We start from the raw sequence: 19,549 nt of genomic DNA on the forward strand, positions 1-19,549 counted from the left end.
GCGCTGCTTTCCCACTCCAATGGAACGCCTGGCTCCGGCCCGCCGTTCCACTCTCCACCCAATGATCACCTGGACGTTATCGAAGGGTGACCCATCACCCCAGCTCAGGGGTGAGGTTCACGGGGAGTTCAAGCCATTCGCACCTGATGCGGCATCACACACCACCGCGTCGATCTGAGGAGGGCTCAGGACTTCCTCCCCGCCGCCCCCTGTGCGGCGGGCAGCGCCTTCGCCCCGTCCGCGGTGACCCGAGTGGCACCGATGTAGTCCGGCTGCGAGTCGATCTTCTCGAACCGGATCACGGCGCCCGTCCGCGGCGCGTGGATCATGTACCCGCCGCCGACGTAGAGACCCACGTGGTGGATGCTGCGCGGGTCGTTCAGGTCGTTCGCGTAGAAGACGAGGTCCCCCGGGAGGAGCTCGTCCCGCTTGGGGTGCGGACCGGCGTTCCACTGGTCGTTCGCGACGCGCGGCAGCTCGATCCCGACCGAGGCGTACGCGGCCTTGGTCAGCCCGGAGCAGTCGAAGCGGCCGTTGTCCTCGGGCCCGCCGTCACCACCCCAGAGGTACGGGGTGCCGAGCTTCTCCTGGGCGTAGTAGATGGCCCCGGCCGCCTGCTGCGAGGGCGCCACCCGGCCGACCGGCCGGGCGAAGCTCTTCTCCAGGCTGCGGATGGACTTCACATAGCCCTGCGTCTCGCTGATGGCGGGGACGCCGCCGGCCTTGATGACGCGGTACGGGCCGGCGTTGTAGGCGGCCAGCATGTTGTCCGTGATGTCACCGGCCACACCCTTTACGTCCTTGGACAGCTGGCAGTCGTAGGAGGCGGCCGACGGAATGGCGTCCGCCGGATCCCAGATGTCCTTCTTGCCGTCGCCGTTGCCGTCGATGCCCTCGGTGTCCCACGTCTCCTGGATGAACTGGGCGATCCCCATGGCGGCGGCGGGGCTCTTGGCCGTCGGGTCCCAGTTGCTCTCGGTGTAGAGCTGGGCGGCCAGCACGGCGGGGTTGAGGGCGGGACAGAGATTGCCCCACTTCGCCACGAGCGCCTGGTACTGCTCGGGCACGGCGCCCTTGGCCAGCCCGACCGTGCCACCCTTCCCCAGGCCGGTGATGTTCCCGGCGGCCACGTACACCCCGACAACGAGCAGCCCGATGAAACTCAGGCACATCGCGATGCCGACACCCACGCCCACCCAGAGCTTCCGCACCCGTCAACCTTCCCCCATGGCAGGCCCCTTGCACTGCCGTTTCCGAAATATCGTGCGGATCCCCCGCCCTGGGTGCTATTTGGCGGTGAAGCCGTAGCAGCCGATGCTCGCGTACTCCTTCTCGCTCCTGACGTGTTCGAAGAGCACCGTCCAGTCCCCGGGGTCGTTGCTGACGGGGATGGCCTGCGCGTACGGCTTCCCGCGCACGTACTGCTGGAAGTCGTCGGGGTAGGTCAGTTCCTTGAAGTCGGCTCCCCAACCCCCGGGCCCCTTGGGGGCGATGTCGACGGGCTTGCTGGTGTAGCCCAGGCCGAGGTTGTTCTGGCGCAGGCCGTCCAGGGGCTTGCCGGTCGACGAATCGATCTCGTGCGGAGGTTTGACGGCCACCGAGACGTAGAACGGCGACTTGATCCGGTCGGGGTCGGCGTACTTGAAACGGAAGCCAATCTTCACCTTGCCGGACATCACTCGGACCTCCGGCCTGACCGCGTCGGCCACCGAGGTCTGGAACTGCCCGTCGGTCCGCTCCTCGGAGGGCATGTTGCACGTCCCCTCGCCGTAGAGGGAGCCCTCCTTCGCCGTCCAGTAGTCGCGGTTGGGGTTGGTCGCCTCGACGTACGCGGGCTCCTTCCCGCTCCCGCCGCCGCTGCCCGCGTCGGAGGCGGGAGGTCCTGACGGGCCCGAGGGCGAACCGGACGCGGCCGGGGAGGAGACAGGGGAGGCGGCCGGCTTGGCCGCCCCCTTGCCCAGCGCCTTGTCCGTGCCGCCCTTCGCGTCGTCGCCGCTCAGCGACTGGACGGCGAGCGCCGCGACCACGCCGAGCGCGACGGAGGCGGCGCCGACGGTCAGCCACAGCTTCGTCCGCGGACGCGACGAGGGCGTCTCCGGCACCGCTCCCGGTGCCACTCCCGGCGCCACTCCCGGCGCCGCTCCCGGCACCGCTCCCGGGACCAACGTGGGCACGTACGCGGCGGAAGGCGCGGGCGTCCCGCCGCCCACCGCCGTCAACTCCCGGTAGACCGGATCGTCGACGAGCGCCGAACGCACCCCGCACCGCGCGATGATCCGTGCGAGATCCGGCCGCTTGCCCGGATCGCCCGCGACGCAGTCCCGGATCAGCTCCGCGAGCGCCGGCTCCACACCGGCCACGTCCACTTCGCCGTGGACGACCCGGTACGTCACGGACTCCAGCGAACCCTCGCCGTAGGGCGGCCGTCCGGTCGCCACGACGGCCATGGTCGCGCCGAGCGCGAAGACGTCGGCGGCGGGGCTGACGTCGTTCCGTGTGATGATCTCGGGCGCGGTGTACCCGGGAGTGCCCGGCGCGGCACCGGCCTGGGTGAGCGCGGTCTGCTCGGCGCCGCGTGCGATGCCGAAGTCGATGAGCTTGGGCCCGACGGCCGAGAGGATGACGTTGTGCGGCTTCAGATCGCGGTGGAGCACCCCGTGCTCGTGCACATGGGAGAGCGCCTCCGCGAGCGCCGCGAACAGCCGCAGACAGGTGTCGGCGGGCAGCGGCCCGCGCGCCCGTACCGCCTCCACGAGGGTCGGCCCGGGCACGTATTCGGTGGCGAGCCAGTACGGGGTCGCCTCGAGCGAGGCGTCGATCAGGTTGGCGGTGTACGCGCTGCGCACGGCGCGCACGGTCTCCACTTCCCGGCGGAACCGCGCCAGCGCCTCGGGCGACTCGGCGAAGTCCTCCCGGATCACCTTGATCGCCACCTGCCGCCCACCGGGCGACCGCCCCAGATACACCTGCCCCATCCCGCCGGCACCGAGCCGGGCGAGAACGGTGTGCACACCGATGCTTGCGGGGTCCTGATCTCGTAGCGCTTCCACGAGGTGAGACTGTGCCACATCTCGCCATGTCCCTGATCATTGAGCAACCTGCGCTGGTGTTGCCGCCGCGACGCGGAACCAGACGGCCTTCCCCGGACCGCTCCCGTGCCGGCACACCCCCCAATGCGTGGCACAGACCCGGACGAGCGCCGGCCCACGACCACTCTCGGCGTCCCCGACCGGCACCGGCCGCTCGGGCGCCCCGGGCGCGTAGTCCCGCACGAGCACGAGCAGGGCGCCGCCGTACATCCACTTCGCGTAGACGGTGACGAGGGCCGTGCAGGAGCTACCACAGCAGGCGTTGACGGCGTTGGGGACGACTTCGGAGGTGAGCAGAAGCGTGTCGTCGACGAGGTCGTCGCGGTAGCGGCGACAAGGAGGCCGCGTACGGCAGCACGAACCTCACGGACGAGGCTCGGAACAGGGAGGAAACCGAGGGAGAAGTCGGGGCGGATGGGGACGACGGTGGTGATGGGACACATGGCGTGACTCCTGGGCTTCACCGAATGCCGGATGCCCTCTTGGACGGCGGATCGCGGTGGCGTTGCCGGGCACGCATACGGGGCGCGGATGGGCGCGCATGCGGACGCGGTGCACTTCCGGCTTACGTGCCGGGGAGGGCGGGTCGGGTTCGACGGTAGGGAGTCCGGTTGCTGATCGGCAACCGATTCCAGTCGATTGACCCCAAAGAGTGCCTCCAAGGCGTCGAAAACCGGCAGACTGCTCACGATCACAAGGAGGACGCCATGGGCCTACGCACGAACCCCACGCAGCGACAGCGGCGTTTGGGCATCGAGCTGCGCAGGCTACGAACCTCGTCGGGCCTCTCCGTCGGGCGCGCGGCAGCCTTCGCCGACCTCGGGCCGGCCCATCTGGGCCATATCGAAGCAGCTCGAACAGCCATTCCCGAGGTGAAGCTGCGGGCGCTCACCGAAGCTTACGGTTGCCGTTCGGAGCCCTTGGTCGATGCGCTGGTGGCGATGAGCCGCTCCACGGGCAAGGGATGGTGGACGGAGTACAAGGACATCCAGGGGCCGCACGCACTCGACCTGGCCGAGCTCGAAGCCACCGCCGTCGGATGCCGCTCGTTCCAGTGGCTTTACATGCCAGGGCTCCTCCAGAGCGCCGAGTACATGCAGGCCCTCTTCGAGTCGGCCGAACCTCACACCGAACCAGCGCTGATCGAGAAGTACGTCCAGTTCCGGCTAAGCCGCCAACGGGCCCTGAAGGACGGATCGCTGCGCTTTCACGCCGTGATCCACGAAGCGGCACTGCGCATGCAGTTCGTACCCGAGGACACCATGCGTCGCCAGATCCTCCATCTGGTCGGGATGGCACGACTGCCCCACGTGCAGGTGCAGATCCTCCCTTTCACAGCGAGCATCAACCCGCCGACGTCCAGCACGCCGTTCGTCCTCTTCGAGGGCCCGGTTCCCGAACTGAACACCGCCTATGTGGAACAACCCGTCGCCTCCCCCTTCATCAGCGACCCGGAGCACCTGAACCAGTTCTCCCGTTTCTTTCAGTCCCTCAGCACCTCCGCCTTGCCGCCGATTGACGCCCAAGTCGAACCTGAGTTCCATGCGAGGAAGGATTCCCTTGGCCTCATCCAGCACCTGATGTACACGATGTGAAGGAAGTCATGTCAGAGCCCCGATGGCAGAAGTCGACCTTCAGCGGACCGAGCGGCAACAACGGCGAGTGCATAGAGCTGGCCGCAGGCGACGACACGACCACCGTCCACCTCCGCGAGAGCGACACCCCAACCGTCACCCTCTCCCTCTCTCCCCACACCCTGCGGGCTCTGCTCCGCTACTCACGGGCGACCGCCTGACAGCCAAGGCCCCGGCAGGGCCGCACGCGGTACGCGACCGCACGCAGATGGGGAGGGGCGGCGCCTCAAATGGCCCGGCCAGAAATTCTTCGCGCCCGTGCGTCACACTCCCCCGCCGCCATCCGTCAGTGCGGTGATGACGGAAATCGACCGGCCGGTGCTTGTGCGGCAGACGCGCCGGTCACCTGGCTTGCGGAGGGGAACGCAACATGAACGCGCGCATGAAGAACCCGGCACTCGTCCTGCCCGACGCCATGAAGGGAATCCAGAGCATCCTCTCGGCCGTGCACCAGGGCGACGCGCCGCGGCAGATTCTGGAGCTGGTGCACCTGCGGGCCAGCCAGATCAACGGGTGCAGTGCCTGTGTGTACGGCGGGATCGCCAGTGCCAAGAAGGCCGGTGAGAGCGATGAGCGGCTGCACCAGGTCGCCGCCTGGCGCGAGGCGCCGTTCTTCAGCGACGCCGAGCGGGCCGCCCTGGCGCTGGCGGAGGCCGCGACGCGGATCGCAGACCGTTCGGGCAAGGCCGTGCCGGACGAGATCTGGGACGAGGCGGCGGATCACTTCGACGAGAAGCAGCTCTCCGCCATCATCCTGATGGTCGCCATGACCAACTTCTTCAACCGCATCAACACGACGATCGAGGAGCCGGCCGGTACGACCTGGGGCTGAGGCGGGGCCACCGCTCGGCCTCGTCTGTCCCCGGCGACCAGCGCGTCCATCCTTTGTTCATCGGGCAGCGATCCCCCACGGGAAGGCTTTCCTTAGCAACACCTGGAATCCTTCCGTCGAGTAAGAAGAGGTGCCCCATGAACCTCATAGCCCGGGCCGGTCTCGTCGCCGCGATCACAGTCGGCGCCGTCGCCGCGGTCGTCGCTCCCGCTTCCGCCGCGATCGGCGCCGATCACGCCCGTGCGGTCTCCGGTACGCACGCGGTGTCGGCGAACCCGAAGACGGTGAAGGCAGCCGATTACAACGAGGCGCGATCCACACTCATCCAGGCGGGCAGCCGTACGGCCGCCTCGTCGCATCCTGTGCACGGGAAAGCCGATGTGCCGGTCAGCTACGGGACGAAGCTGCTGGCCGAGGCGCGCGACGAGTTCCGGCAGGCCGACAAGAATCTGCCGCCGAACAGCAAGAAGTCCGACATGTCGATCGATCACTACAACGCGATCCACAAGGCGGCAAAGAAGATGGGCATCGACCAGTGGTGACGACGACGCTCTGACAGGCAGCGCCGATCTCGACTTCCCACCCCGGGAAGTCGAGAAAAGCGCAGGTAGGACGAAGCGGCCCCTCGTCCGGCCCTCGGGTTATCCACAGGCCTCGCGGGATTCCACTCCATGCGGTGTCCTGGGGACATGAAACGGGGGGATCAGCGAAATCTTCACGAGGTCGCCGCCGCGCAAGGCGGCGTCCTGCTCACGACGCAGGCCGTCGAGTGCGGGCTGCGGCCAAGCGGTGCGGCGGGGGCGCTACGGCGGGCCGGCTGGTCGCGGCTGTACTGCGGGGCGTGGGGGCAGCCGGGTCTGCGGATCGATACGCGGCTGCGTCTGCGCGCGGTGCAATTGAGACATCCGGAGTGGGTGGGAAGCCATGGCTCGGCGGCGGCTCTGTACGGCATTCCCGCCCTTCCGCACGGCCGGACCGTCCGGCGCGGCCGCGTCTTCCGGGTCGTCGGCGACGACGTCATCGAGCTCACGGACCCGCGTCGGCGGGGGCAGACGCGGGTGCCCGGTGTCGTCGTGCACGCCATACGGTTGGCGGCGCGCGAGACCACGGTGGTCGCCGGTGTACGGGTCACCACGGCGCTCCGCACCATCTGCGACCTGCTGATGGCCCTGCCCGCCCACGAGGCCGTGATCGCCGCCGACTTCGTGCTTGCCCAGGGGCTGGCCGACCGGGAGCAGATCCGCGAGGCGCTGGGCCCTGACAGACATCCGCACGGACGCATCGACGAACGCGTCGACGGACGCCCTGGCAGACACCTTGACGGACGCTGCGGCCGCCGCCGGCGGAACGTGCGGTCGGCGCGGGAGGCACTCGCGCTGGCCGACCCGGTTTCCGGGTCCCCGGCGGAGAGCATGGCGCGGCTGTGGATGCACGGCGTCGGGCTGCATCCGGAATCGCAAGCCGAGGTGACGACGCCGAACGGCCGACTGCTGCGGCTCGACTTCCTCTTCAGGGCGGAAGGGCTGGGCGTGGAGATCGAGGGATACACCTGGCACGGCAGCCGGTCCGCGCACCAGAACGACATCCTTCGCTTCAACGAGCTATCCGGCTGCGAGGGCATCCGCCAGGTGCTCCGGTTCAGCGGCGACGACGTCTTCCGTCGGCCGAGGCTGATGATTCACACCATCCAGGAGGCGCTGAGCAGGCTTCGGGAGTCAGCGGGCTCCTCTATCGTGGTCGCCGACGTTCATCCGAACATCCCATCGCGTGAAGGGGCGTTGCCGTGCCCGAGCTCAACTGGATCCCGGCCACCGACGACGAGACGATGACCGAATACCTGGAGGTGGCCTTCGGCGGGGACGGGAACGTCTACATCCGGGAGAACATCAACCCCGAGACGGTCGTCGTGACCACCGAGAAGAAGTGGGAGGCCTTCTGCCTGGGCGTCAGGGCAGGCGAGTTCGACCACTTCGTCGAGGGCCTCGACGACTAGGGTCGGCAGCTCCCCGAAGGGCGCGGGGAACTGCGCGCTCGGCCACGACGCACCCGCAGATGACGCACCGGACTTCCGGCGACGCGCTTGGAGCCGGTCGGAGCCGAGCTCAGAACAGCGCGGCACCGATCAGCGCGGCCACGACGAAGACCATCACTCCGGCGACGGCCGCGAGCAGCACCTTCGGCCGCTGCCGCCCGGCAGCGCCGGCCGCAGCGGCGGCCCTGGTCCGCGCGGAGGGCAGCGCGTACGTGGTCGTCGTCTCCCGCTGAAGCGCCGGCGGCAACGGCGGGACGTGCGAGGCGAAGCCCAGGGACTCCGGCGGAGCCCAGGCCGGCCCCGACACCGGTTCTGACGCCGGCCCCGACACCGGCCCTGCCGCCATGGGCGGCGCCGGATGCGGCGCTGCGGCCGGTACGGGTGTCACGGGCGGGACGGACGGCATGGGTGGCACTCCCGTGCCCACGGGGGGCGCGGGGAGCCCGTGGGGCATGGGGGCCGCTTGCGGATGCGGGGGTGCGGCCGACGAGCCCGTCCGGGGTCCGACGCCGCCCTGGGACGGTACGGCCGAAGGCGCGACCGGGGCCGAAGGCGCGGCCAGGGGCATGGCCGCAGGCATGCCCAATGACGCGGCCGAGGGCGTGGCCGATGGTGCAGCCGCGGGCGCGACAGCGGGTACGGACGGGCGCACGGGCGGCGGCCCCGTCACCACGGCCGACGCCTCAGCCAGCCCTGCTACCGACTGGGCGGCCTGGGGCACGTCCGTCGCGAACGGCGAGGCCATGGGCGGCGACGACGGCTGGGGCGAGCCCCGCCACGCCGTGCCCGAGAAGAAGTCCGCGACCTCCTGTGCCGACGGCCGCTCCTCCGGCTGCTTCGCCAGCATCCTCAGCAGGTAATCCTCGAAGGCGGGCGGGACGTCGGGGCGGTAATCGCGCGGGGGTTCGGGCGGGCTGTCCACGTGGAGGTACAGCAGGGCGGTCGGGTTTTCGTCCCAGAACGGGGGCCGACCGATCAGCATCTGGTACAGCACGCAGCCCAGCGCGTACACGTCCGACTCGGGACCCGCGGTCCGGCCCAGGGCGCGTTCGGGGGCGAGGTAGGTGCTCGTACCGACGATCTGGCCCGCCCGGGTCAGCCCGGCGGAGGTCTCGTCGACGAAGCGGGCGATGCCGAAGTCGCCGATCTTCAGCGTGCCGGTCGCGGCGTCGATCATGAGGTTGCCGGGCTTCACATCCCGGTGGACCACTCCCTGCCGGTGCGCGGCCGCCAGGCCCGAGGCGGCCTGGGCCACCAGGCCGGCCGCGCGGGCCGGCGCGAGGACGCGCTGCTCGGCGAGCTCCCCCGCCAGGCTCGGCCCCTGGACGAGCTCCATGACCAGGTAGAAGCGGCCCTCCCACTCGCCGAAGTCGTACACGGCGATGACCTGGGGGTGGTTCAGGCGGGCGGCCGTCTGGGCTTCCATCCGGAAACGCATGGCGGCCGACTCGTCGCCGTCGTCGCCCAGGAGGAGCTTGACGGCGACCTGACGGCCCAGCACCTCGTCCTGGCCCTGCCAGACTTCGCCCATGCCGCCGCGGCCGAGCGGCTCCCCCAACCGGTACCGACCGGCTACCAGCACCCGTACCACCTTTGATCTTGAACCATGCGCAGACCAGGAAGAGTACCCACCGAACACACTGCCGTTCGAACATCCCCGTCCCCCCTGCGATACCCCTCACATGGCCGGACATTGCCCGCCGTCCATACGCGTGATACACAGAGTCACCATAGGACCCGCCACTGACAACGGGCCTTGTCGCAGGTCAGGGCCATGCAACCGCCGGTCATACGGGTTCCGACAAGAAATGCCGCCAAATCGACATGCGAACGGCGGTATGTCAGCGAAGATAGGTTCCGGCCTTTGCCGTGCGGCAGGGTGGACACAACTACCCATATGGGGCGGTGAGTTAGAGATGTTCTTGGCGGCCGGTAAAGGCGACATCAACACCATTATTGGCGGAATCGCCCCTAACTGGGGTCCCTTCGGCCAACTGGGCCGGGAGGCCCGGGTGATGATCGAGGTCATCATGGCCGTCGCGATCCTGCTCTGTCTCGCGATCGCGATCTGGGGTGCGGCGAAGCAGCGGATCGGTGCCACGGCCCTCCGCGACACCTTCAGCGCCGAGCAGGGCAAGGGGCTGATCGTCGCCGGTCTGACCGGCGTCTTCATCATCGGCTCGCTCGGCACGCTGTTCACCATCGTCTACGGCATGGCGGTCTGAGCCCCTCCACGCGCCCCTTCCGCCCCCACCCGAGCCCGTGTGCACCGCCGGTGCTTCGTCTCAGCGCAGACCCTCTCGTCCCCCAGCCCACCTCCATCGAGGCTGCCAACTGATGCCCCCTCACTCCTCCACGCCCTCCCCCGGGATTCCGTTCACACCGCTACCGTCATATACGGGCGGCAAGCCGGCCACGACGTATGAGGGAGCAGGCGAGCGATGAGTCTCGGCGACGACGGCTACGGTGGCGGCCAGGGCGGCTACGGCGACGACCGTCATATGACGCGCACGCGGCTTCCGGAGGGCGAGGTCGACCCCTACGCGCCGACGCGGCGCGGAGGCGGGCGTTCCGGCCGCGGGGGCCGACCATCCAACCGGAACCTGGTGGCGGTCGTCGGCGTCGTGGTGCTGCTCATCGCGGCGATCGCCTTCGCCAACCGGGGCGGTGACTCCGGCGACGACGCCTCTTCTGGTGCCGACGCGCGCCGCCCCGGCGGCAGCGCGACCGCTCCCACGGGGGTCAAGCCGGTCGACGGCAAGACCGGTGGCATCGCTTCCGGATTCGCCCATTCGGAGCAGGGGGCGCAGTCGGCGGCGGCGAACTTCGCGGTGGCGTTGGGGGGCGACGGGATGTTCCGGAAGGACAGCCGTCGTGTCATCGTCGACGCCACCCACACTCCGGACGCCGCGCCCGCTCTCCAAGGACAGCTCGACCAGGCGTACTCCGGCGCCTTCCTCAAGAACGTGGGATTGCTACCCGACGGCTCGGCGCCCAAGGGGCTGACGTTCGTGTCCCGCACCGTCCCCGTCGGGTCGAAGACCACCTCGTACGGGGCCAACGACGCGACCGTCGAGGTCTGGTGCACCGGCCTGGTCGGCCTCGCCGGCGAGGGATCGACCAAGCCCGTGACCCAGACGTGGTTCACCCTGACGCAGAAGCTTCACTGGACGAACGATGACTGGAAGATCACGTCTTCCAGTCAACAGCAGGGCCCGGCACCGGTGAACGGTGACGACCGGGCCGCATCAGCCACTGAGATCTCGAACGCGGTCAGCGGTTACGGAGGGTTCACGTATGCCAGGTAGCCACCGCCCGCGCGCCTACTCCGTCACGGCGGCCGCGGTGGGCGTGCAGGTCGCGCTCATGGCCCTGGCTTCTCGGGCGACCGCCGATCCGGCACCGCCGCCGGCCGGTACGCCGACGCCCGGGACCACACCACCTGTGTCGACTCCCACGCCCGGGCCCACGGGATCGGCCGTCCCCACCCCGACACCGTCGGCGTCCAAGGGGAACGACCCTTGCGACCTCATCGTGGGGCTGGCCAAGGACTACTGCAAGGGCGGCAAAAACCCCGGCACGTCCGTCTCCCCCAACGACCCCCAGACCGTCACCGACCCCCTCGCCTCCCTCGCCAAGGGATGCGCCGACGCCGCGTCGTGGATCATCCACAAGCTCTCCACCGCGGTCCACTCCACCGGCAACGTCGACTTCACCAACACGCCCTTCCTCCGCCAGTACGCCGTCGTCTTCGCCGCCTCCACCATCCTCACCCTCGTCCTGTGGCTGCTGGCCGTGGCCAAGCGGGCGGTGCGGGGGGTGCCGTTCACCGAGGCGATCACGGAGGCCGTGGGGTTCCTGTGGCTGACGGTGCTGGCGTCCGCGTTCACGCCGCTGATCCTCTACACCGTCGTGAACGCCACCGACGCCGTCACGGACGTCATCGCCACCGGCTCGTCCACCAACAACGACCAGTTCTTCGGCGGCTTCGCCGAGGCGCTGCAGAAGGGCAACGGCATCGGCGGCGGGCCGATCATGCTGATCGTCGTGTCGCTCGTGTCCGTGCTGGCCGCCGGTGTGCTCTGGCTGGAGCTGGTGATCCGGGCCGCGCTGCTCTACGTGGGCGCGCTCCTCGGCACCGCCGTGTACGCGGGGCTGGTGGACAAGAACATGTGGGGGCACGTCCGTCGCTGGGCGGGCATCATGATCGCGGTGATCCTGGTCAAGCCGATCATCATGATCGTGCTCGGTCTCGCCGGAGCCCTGTCCTCCGGGAAGGGGCCGAACTCCTTCTCCGCCGTGGTCTCCGGCCTCGCGATCATCCTCCTCGCCATCTTCGCCAGTGCGATGATCTACCGCTTCGTGCCGGGCTTCGGCGACGAGATCGTCAGCAGCCGCAACGCCAGCAAGGACGCGGCCTCCCGCCAGGCCGCCGCCGTGATCTCCTCGCCCGCCGCCCTGGTCAAGCAGGGCATCACCACCCACAGCGCCCGCGGCGACGGCGGCGGGTCCCAGGCGGCCCGCCCCTCGGGCGCCGTCAGCGGCGGTGTCACCGCCCACAGCGCCCGCCCCGCGACCGCCCCGTCCGGCGGCAACGGAAGCGCTCCCTCCGCAGCCTCGGTGCCGGGCACGGCCGCCGTGCCCGCGCCCCGCGCGCAGAACAACACCGCGCAGAACAACAGCAAGCGCAATACATCCGGAGGTGAGCGGAGTTGACGATCCCGGCCCAGTCCCAGCCGATCGCGCCCCGCCGTACGTATCTGATCGGCCGCGCACGTCCCAACGCGGTCGTCGGCAAGAACCGGGAGACCGGCGAGATCGCGCTGATCGTCGTGGGCGCGTTCCTGGGCATGATGTGCGGGCTGCTGGTGCCGATCCTCCCCCTGCGGATCATGACCCTCACCGGCTTCCCCGCGCTGTCGCTGGCCGCCGTCTACGTCCCGTACAAGAACCGCACGTTCTACAAGTGGTTTGAAATCAACCGCTCGTACAAACGGACGCTGCGTCGCGGTGCGACGTACCGCTCCGGTGCGATCGAGGCGGGCACCCGGCTGGACGGGCGGGAGATCGAGGTCGGCCCGCCGCCCGGGATCGGGCGGATCAACTGGCTGTCCGCACCCTTCGGCCCGGACGAGATCGCCGTGCTGCTGCACGCCGACCGCCGGACCGTCACCGCCGCGATCGAGATCGAGGGCCCGGGCGTCGGCCTCCGCGACTCGGAGGACCAGGAAGCACTGGTCGAACGATTCGGCACGCTCCTGAAGCACGTCGCCAACGGCGACGGCTACGTCACCCGCATCCAGATGCTCGCCCGCACGCTCCCCGCCGACCCGGACGCCCACGCCAAGGACGTCGAACGGCGGGGCGACGAACGGGCGCCGGAGTGGCTCAGGGACTCCTACGACCAGCTGCAGTCCATGGTCTCCACCTCCTCCGAGCAGCACCGCGCCTACCTCGTCGCCTGTATGCACTACGGCCGTGAACTGGCCGCCGAGGCCCAGGCCATCGCCCGCGCCTCCCGGCACGAGGCGGGCAGGCGGCGGCTGGACAAGGACGCGGGCCTCGCCGTCGTCATGGCGCGCGAGCTCACGGACATCTGCGCCCGTCTCGCCGAGGCGGACATCCGCGTCCGCCAGCCGCTCGGCCAGGCGCGCCTCGCCTCGCTCGTCCACTCGATGTACGACCCGGACCACCCCATCGACCACATCCAGGCGATGACGAAGCGGAACGCCTGGCCGGCCGAGCTGGACGCGATGGAACCCACGTTCCTCCAGGCGAAGACGCGCGAGTCGTCCACCCGGGCACCCTGGTGTCACTCCACGGCGTGGGTCAAGGAGTGGCCGATGACACCCGTTGGGGTCAATTTCCTCGCTCCCCTTCTCGTCCACACCCCCGATGTGATTCGTACAGTCGCGGTCTGCATGGACCTGGAGCCGACCGACGTCGCCATCGAACGGATGCTGACCGAGAAGACGAACGACGACGCGGACGCCTCCCGCGCCGCCAAGATGAACCGTGTCGTCGACCCGCGCGACGTCGCCCACCACTCCCGCGTCGACCAGCGCGGCGAGGACCTCGCCAGCGGCGCGGCCGGCGTCAACCTCGTCGGCTACATCACCGTGTCCTCCCGCTCCCCGGAGGCCCTGGCGCGCGACAAGCGGACCATAAGAGCCTCGGCCGGCAAGAGCTACCTCAAGCTCGAGTGGTGCGACCGCGAGCACCACCGGGCGTTCGTCAACACGCTGCCGTTCGCGACCGGCATCCGACGATAGGGGCAATGCCGTGCTCGACCCGCTCGCCACCGTCACCGACGCCTTCACCAGTTTCCTGTTCGGAAAGGTCGAAACCACCCGGCTGCCCGTACGCACCTCCACCGGGCAGGCGCAGGCCGTCTACCTCCCCACCGCGGCCCCCGGCCTCGGCGACTCCGGCGTGATCATCGGGCGTGAGGTGTACTCCGGCAAGGGCTACATCTACGACCCCTTCCAGCTCTACGGACAGCAACTGCCCGCCCCCCACTGGCTCGTCCTCGGCGAGTCCGGAAACGGCAAGTCCGCGCTGGAGAAGACCTACGTCCTACGGCAGCTGCGCTTCCGCGACCGCCAGGTCGTCGTGCTGGACGCCCAGGGCGAGGACGGCGTCGGCGAGTGGAACCTGATCGCGCAACAGCTGGGAATAACCCCCATCCGCCTCGACCCCGTCGCCGCCGCCGACGGCGGCATCCGGCTCAACCCCCTCGACCCGGCCATCACCACGACCGGCCAGCTCGCCCTCCTCCGCACCATCATCGAGGTGGCCACCGGCCGGGGGCTCGACGAACGCGCCGGCTTCGCCCTCAAGGTCGCCCACGCCTACGTGAACGAGACGATCAACGACCGGCAGCCCGTCCTCACCGACATCGTCGAGCAACTGCGCCACCCCGAGGCCGAGTCCGCGGAGTCGATGAACGTCGACATAGACGACGTACGGGCCTGGGGCCTGGACGTCGCCCTGGTGCTGGACCGGCTCGTCGACGGCGACCTGCGCGGCATGTTCGACGGCCCCACGACGGCCGGCATCGATCTCGACGCGCCTCTGATCGTCTTCGACCTCTCCCACATCGACCGCAACTCCATCGCCATGCCGATCCTCATGGCGATCGTCGGTGTCTGGCTGGAGCACACCTGGATCAGGCCGGACCGGAAGAAGCGAATCTTCTTGGTCGAGGAAGCCTGGCACATCATCAACTCGCCCTTCGTCGCCCAGCTCTTCCAGCGCCTGCTGAAGTTCGGCCGACGGCTCGGCCTGTCGTTCGTCGCCGTGGTCCACCACCTCTCCGACGTCGTCGACGGCGCGGCGGCGAAGGAAGCGGCGGCCATCCTCAAGATGGCCTCCACCAGGACCATCTACGCCCAGAAGGCCGACGAGGCCCGGGCCACGGGCCGGGTCCTGGGCCTGCCCCGCTGGGCGGTCGAGATCATCCCGACCCTCACCCCCGGCATCGCGGTCTGGGACGTCAACGGCAACGTCCAGGTCGTCAAGCACCTCATCACGGACGCCGAGCGCCCCCTGGTCTACACCGACCGGGCCATGACCGAGGACGGCGACCGCACCCACGAACTCGCGGCGGAGGCAGCGGCGGCGGAACGAGCCGCCGCGGCACGGGAATCGCCCTTCGCCGACGAGCCTTACGGCACCGCCGCCACCTACGGATCCTCGGAATCGACGGTGGCGTGAGATGGGGTCCTCGGGGGGCAGGGACCGGGCGCGGCACCGGGACCCGGGTATGGAGCGTGGCATTCCGGATGGTCTGCTGCTCAGCGTCATAGCCTTTCTGCTGGGCCTGACCCTGCTGGTCTGGACGGCCACCGGCCTGGCCGCCCTCGCCGAACACGGCGGCTGGCCGGAGGGGGTGACCCTGACCCGCACCCCCCAGGCCCTGCGCCATCTGATGACCCAGCCCCGCGACCTCCCCTCCGCCTGGCCGGGCACCCCGCAGGAAGCCCTTTCGGGGTACGGCTTGTTCTGGGGCATCCTCATCGGCGAGCTGCTGGTGGCCGTGGTGCTGATGACGTTCGTGATCGGGACGCTCGCCCGCTGGCGGGCGGTACGGGCCCGCCGGATGCTGGGAGCGGCGGGGACGACGGGGACGACGGGGGCGACAGGGGTGGTCGAGCCGACAGCTGTCGTCGCGCCGGCGGCCACACCGGTGGCGGAGGCCGCGCCGGCGGTGGAGGCCGCGCCGGCGGTGGAGGCCGCGCCGGCGGTGGAGGCCGCGCCGGCGGTGGAGGCCGCGCCGGCGGTGGAATCGGCTGCCACGACCATCCCCGAGCCGCGGGCAGCCGACACAGGGACAGGGACGTCGGCAGCGGCTCCGGCGACGACCCCAGCCCCGGCGGCGGCCCCGGCCACCACACCGACCGCACCTGCCACCCCCGCCGTCCCACCACCGTCGGCCTCCCAACGCCTCCTCTACACCACCGACCGCCGTGCCCCCGCCGCACGCGCGGTTCTCGAGGCCGCCGGGCCGGCGCTGGTCGTCACCAGCGATCCGGGGCTCTGGGCCGAGACCAAGACCGCCCGTGCCAAGCTCGGGCCGGTCCACGTCTTCGACCCGAGCCACCTCCTCGACACCCCCGACCGGCTCCGCTGGAGCCCCACCACGGGCTGCGAGTCGCGCGAGACCGCCACCACCCGCGCTGCCGCGCTCCTCGCGCCCGTACGGCCCCTCAGTACCCTCGACTCGGCCACCGCCGACACCGCCGAGACCCTGCTGCGCTGCTGGCTGCACGCCGCCGCCGTGGACGGCCGGCCCTTCCGCCAGGTGCACCGCTGGGCCCAGGGAACGTCGGCCCACGAACCGGTCCGCATCCTCCGGACCAGCCCCAAGGCCACCGGCGGCACCGCGGGCGAGCTGGAATCCGCCCTCACCGGCCACCCCGAACGCCGCGACATGGCCCAGGAGCTGGCCGCCCGGGCGCTCAGCGCCCTGACGTCCGTCCACATCCGGGACGCCTGTAACCCCAATCGAGTCAATTCGCCGGCGCCGGAATCATTCATCGCCGAAGGGGGAACGCTGTACGTGGTGGGTGAGGCGATTGAGGATCCCCGCACCCGCCCGGGTGCGATGCCCTTGCTGACCGCACTCGCCTCAAGCGTGGTCGAGCACGGCCGCCGCATGGCCGCACGGTCATCCTCCGGCCGGCTCGACCCACCACTCACCCTCGTTCTCGACGATGTGGCGGCCGTGGCCCCGCTGCCCGCCCTGCCCGACCTCCTGGAGCACGGCGAGGCACAGGGCCTCCCCACGTTCGCGCTGATGCGCTCCGAGGAGCAGGGACGGGCACGCTGGCCCCGCCGCACCCTTCCGACCGGCTAGCACGGAAGCCCGACCGGACCGGCTAGCACGGAAGCCACCGAAGCCACGGCGACAGGGGGTAACGCCATGCACGACACCCTGCTCCTCACCCACACCACGCTCATCGCCGCCCCGGGAACACGCAGCCCCGAGCAGGACATGACCGTCGTCGTCCGCGACGGCCGCGTCGCGACGGTCGGCCGCACGGCCGAGGTACCCGTCCCGCACGGGGCCCGCGTCATGGACCTCTCCGGGAAGTACGTCATCCCGGGTCTCATCGACATGCACACCCACAGCCACGGCCCGGTGGAGCTCATCGCCCCGCTCTACGCCCTCACCGGCGTGACCACCGTCCGGGAGATGTGGGGCACACCGGCCGTCCGCGCCGGCCGCGACCGCGTCGAGCGGGGTGAATTCCCCGGCCCTCGGTGGGTGATCGGCAGCACCCTCGTCGACGGACGGCCCAGCCTCTGGACCGACGACATCTCACCCGTCCCGGTCGTCGAGGCGGGTACGGAGGCCGAGGCGCGAGAGGCCGTCCGCGGCATCAAGCAGGAGGGCGCGGACTTCATCAAGGTGTACTCACGGCTGACGCGCGACGTCTACCTCGCCCTCGCGGACGAAGCCCGACGGCAGGGGATCCCGTACGCCGGTCACTGCCCCGACGCCGTATCCGTCACGGAGGCGTCCGACGCCGGTCAACGCACCATCGAACACCTTCACCCCCTGCTCACCGCGACCAGTTCGGACCAGCCGATGCTGCGCCGCGAGTTGGAGAACGGTCTGCGGGTCGATCCGACGGAAGCCGGATCGGTCGCCCGCTTCCGCCGCTGGTACCGCCGGATCCACCAACTGGAGTCGCTCGCCGCTCGTTCCCACGACCTCGAACGGGCCGCCCGCGTCTTCGACCGTCTGGCCGCGAACGGCACCTTCGTCACTCCGACACTCAGCATGCACCACGTCATGGAGCGCCCGGGCACCCTCCCGAACCGGGCCCCCGAATGGGCCCATCTGCCCGAATGGCTGACCGGCGCGTGGCCGGGCCAGTTGGAGGAGCTGCTGGGCGGCCGAACGGAGCAGGAGTATGCCGACGTCCGCGATGTAAACGTCCATCACGCACGAATCGTCGGCGAACTCCACCGCCACGGTGTCCCCCTCCTCGCCGGTACGGACTCCGGGGCCCCCTATCTCGTCCCCGGCTTCGCCCTCCACCAGGAGCTGGAACATCTCACCCTGGCCGGCCTCGGGGCGGCCCACGCCCTACGGGCCGCCACCACCACGCCGGCCCGCGCCCTCGGCCTGGAGGCCGTCCTCGGCACGATCGAGCCCGGCAAGGCCGCCGACCTCGTCGTCCTCGAAGCCGACCCGTTGGACGACATCCGCAATACGCAGCGCATCGACTCGGTGGTGACGCGCGGCCTTTTGATCGACCGGGCGGAACGACGCCGGATGCTCGCCCGGATCGCCCAGGCGGCGGCCGAGCTGAAGCCGCCTGCGGGCATGGGCTCGTGAGCATGGACTTGTCGAGGGCGGCCGCGTGAGGGTGGACGCGTGGGCATGAGCAAGCCGAGGATCGCGATCACCATGGGCCGGCAGGAAGCGGACGCGATCCTGCCCGCTGACCTACGGGCGAGGCTCGCGGAGTGCGGGGAGGTCGTGGCGGGCTCGGCGGAACAGGCCGACGTTCTCATCACGGGCTGGGGAAGCCCCCCGCTCACGGAGGCGTTCCTCGCCCGGACGCCGCGCGTGCGAGCGGTCCTCCACGCTGCCGGGTCCGTCAAATGGCTGGTCACGGAGGCGGTGTGGGAGCGGGGCATCGCGGTCTCCTCCGGCGCCGAGGCCAATGCCGGCCCGGTCGCCGACTACACCCTCGCCACGATCACCTTCGCGGCCAAGAAGGCGGTGGCAGCGGCGTCGGCATACGCATCGGGTGGCGCTGCCGCCTGGCCCGGTTTCGGGGAACGGGAGGGCGGCGACGGCCGGACGATCGGTGTCGTCGGGGCATCACGCATCGGACGGCTGGTCCTGGAGCGGCTGGTCGCGGCGGATACGGGCTGCCGGGTTCTTCTGTACGACCCTTATGTGCCCGCTGCCGAGGCGGCCAGGCTGGGCGTCCTGGGCGTCAAGGCCGTGGGTCTCGAGGAACTGTGCGGCAGTAGCAGCGTCATCACTCTTCACGCTCCGGCCGTGCCGGAAACCCGGCACATGCTGGACGCCCGCAGGCTGGCACTCATTCCGGACGGCGGCACGGTCGTCAACACGGCACGCGGCTCGCTCATCGACACGGAGGCCCTGGTGCGGGAATGCGTGTCGGGGCGGCTCAACGCCTTCCTGGACGTGACGGAGCCGGAGCCGCTCCCGGCGGGGCATCCGCTGTTCTCCCTGCCGAATGTGCTGGTCACTCCGCACATCGCGGGGGCACAGGGGACCGAGGTCCGCAGGCTGGGGGTGTGGGTGGTGGAGGAAACGGAACGGTGGGCGCGGGGAGAGCCGTTGTCGGGGCGGGTGAGGAGGGAAGACCTTTCCCGGCTGGCTTAGTTCTCGCCTCTGGCCGTAAATGGCCGTAAACGCAAGAAAGCCCTGGTGGGTAACCCCACCAGGGCTTTCTCTAAAAGGAGTTCGGCG

The 19,549-nt window shown here is 70.3% G+C and carries 17 protein-coding genes; 14 read left to right on the forward strand and 3 right to left on the reverse strand.

From position 1 onward, the window contains the following. Positions 1-185: 185 nt before the first annotated feature. On the reverse strand, positions 186-1,211 hold the full coding sequence (locus IE096_RS19750) for a C40 family peptidase (RefSeq protein WP_308430360.1): 1,026 nt from the start codon (positions 1,209-1,211) through the stop codon (positions 186-188). A 75-nt stretch (positions 1,212-1,286) separates the two neighbouring features. After that, positions 1,287-3,050 carry a serine/threonine-protein kinase gene (locus IE096_RS19755; RefSeq protein ID WP_189453520.1) on the reverse strand — a complete coding sequence of 588 codons (1,764 nt, stop codon included), beginning with the start codon at positions 3,048-3,050 and terminating at the stop codon, positions 1,287-1,289. Positions 3,051-3,700: 650 nt separating this feature from the next. On the opposite strand from IE096_RS19755, the gene IE096_RS19760 reads away from it, so the two are divergent. The 6 genes from IE096_RS19760 (at position 3,701) to IE096_RS19785 (ending at position 7,548) form a co-directional block, all read left to right on the forward strand. Further along, positions 3,701-4,684 (forward strand): helix-turn-helix domain-containing protein, encoded by a 984-nt coding sequence (locus IE096_RS19760; RefSeq protein ID WP_229820380.1) that lies wholly within the window; start codon positions 3,701-3,703, stop codon positions 4,682-4,684. 8 nt (positions 4,685-4,692) lie between these two features. Next, a complete protein-coding gene (locus tag IE096_RS19765; RefSeq protein ID WP_189453522.1) occupies positions 4,693-4,884 on the forward strand; it encodes a DUF397 domain-containing protein in 192 nt (63 codons plus the stop codon). Positions 4,885-5,093: 209 nt separating this feature from the next. Continuing rightward, entirely contained in the window at positions 5,094-5,555 is a 462-nt protein-coding gene (locus IE096_RS19770; RefSeq protein WP_189453524.1) for a carboxymuconolactone decarboxylase family protein, read from the forward strand. A 137-nt stretch (positions 5,556-5,692) separates the two neighbouring features. Then, positions 5,693-6,097, forward strand: coding sequence for a hypothetical protein (locus IE096_RS31525; RefSeq protein ID WP_229820381.1), 405 nt, complete (start codon positions 5,693-5,695; stop codon positions 6,095-6,097). 531 nt (positions 6,098-6,628) lie between these two features. Beyond that, on the forward strand, positions 6,629-7,384 hold the full coding sequence (locus IE096_RS19780; protein WP_189453526.1) for a putative endonuclease domain-containing protein: 756 nt from the start codon (positions 6,629-6,631) through the stop codon (positions 7,382-7,384). Further along, complete coding sequence (locus IE096_RS19785; protein WP_373298165.1) at positions 7,339-7,548, forward strand: DUF397 domain-containing protein; 210 nt, start codon at positions 7,339-7,341, stop codon at positions 7,546-7,548. The genes IE096_RS19780 and IE096_RS19785 overlap by 46 nt, the downstream gene beginning before the upstream one ends. Before the next feature lie 109 nt (positions 7,549-7,657). On the opposite strand, the gene IE096_RS32000 is transcribed toward IE096_RS19785, so the two are convergent. After that, positions 7,658-9,169, reverse strand: coding sequence for a serine/threonine-protein kinase (locus IE096_RS32000; protein ID WP_189453528.1), 1,512 nt, complete (start codon positions 9,167-9,169; stop codon positions 7,658-7,660). A gap of 334 nt (positions 9,170-9,503) precedes the next feature. Between IE096_RS32000 and IE096_RS19795 the strand changes: the two genes are divergently transcribed. From IE096_RS19795 to IE096_RS19830, 8 genes are all read left to right on the forward strand, one after another. Next, the gene (locus IE096_RS19795) at positions 9,504-9,812 is read left to right on the forward strand and encodes a DUF8827 family protein (RefSeq protein WP_099199098.1); all 309 of its coding nucleotides are present in this window, start codon (positions 9,504-9,506) and stop codon (positions 9,810-9,812) included. Positions 9,813-10,028: 216 nt separating this feature from the next. Next, positions 10,029-10,895 (forward strand): DUF8175 domain-containg protein, encoded by an 867-nt coding sequence (locus tag IE096_RS19800; RefSeq protein ID WP_189453529.1) that lies wholly within the window; start codon positions 10,029-10,031, stop codon positions 10,893-10,895. Beyond that, positions 10,885-12,303 carry a hypothetical protein gene (locus IE096_RS19805; RefSeq protein WP_189453531.1) on the forward strand — a complete coding sequence of 473 codons (1,419 nt, stop codon included), beginning with the start codon at positions 10,885-10,887 and terminating at the stop codon, positions 12,301-12,303. The genes IE096_RS19800 and IE096_RS19805 overlap by 11 nt, the downstream gene beginning before the upstream one ends. A 2-nt stretch (positions 12,304-12,305) precedes the next feature. Beyond that, positions 12,306-13,859: an SCO6880 family protein gene (locus tag IE096_RS19810; protein WP_189453622.1), complete on the forward strand. Its 1,554-nt coding sequence runs from the start codon at positions 12,306-12,308 to the stop codon at positions 13,857-13,859. A gap of 10 nt (positions 13,860-13,869) precedes the next feature. After that, positions 13,870-15,303 (forward strand): ATP-binding protein, encoded by a 1,434-nt coding sequence (locus IE096_RS19815; RefSeq protein WP_189453533.1) that lies wholly within the window; start codon positions 13,870-13,872, stop codon positions 15,301-15,303. 49 nt (positions 15,304-15,352) lie between these two features. Further along, complete coding sequence (locus tag IE096_RS19820; protein ID WP_189453535.1) at positions 15,353-16,945, forward strand: type IV secretory system conjugative DNA transfer family protein; 1,593 nt, start codon at positions 15,353-15,355, stop codon at positions 16,943-16,945. Positions 16,946-17,011: 66 nt separating this feature from the next. Then, complete coding sequence (locus tag IE096_RS19825; protein ID WP_189453537.1) at positions 17,012-18,436, forward strand: amidohydrolase family protein; 1,425 nt, start codon at positions 17,012-17,014, stop codon at positions 18,434-18,436. Between the two features lie 45 nt (positions 18,437-18,481). Next, the gene (locus IE096_RS19830; RefSeq protein WP_229820382.1) at positions 18,482-19,462 is read left to right on the forward strand and encodes a hydroxyacid dehydrogenase; all 981 of its coding nucleotides are present in this window, start codon (positions 18,482-18,484) and stop codon (positions 19,460-19,462) included. Positions 19,463-19,549 lie beyond the last annotated feature (87 nt).

Source organism: Streptomyces abikoensis (genome assembly GCF_014648775.1).
GTDB lineage: Bacteria > Actinomycetota > Actinomycetes > Streptomycetales > Streptomycetaceae > Streptomyces > Streptomyces abikoensis.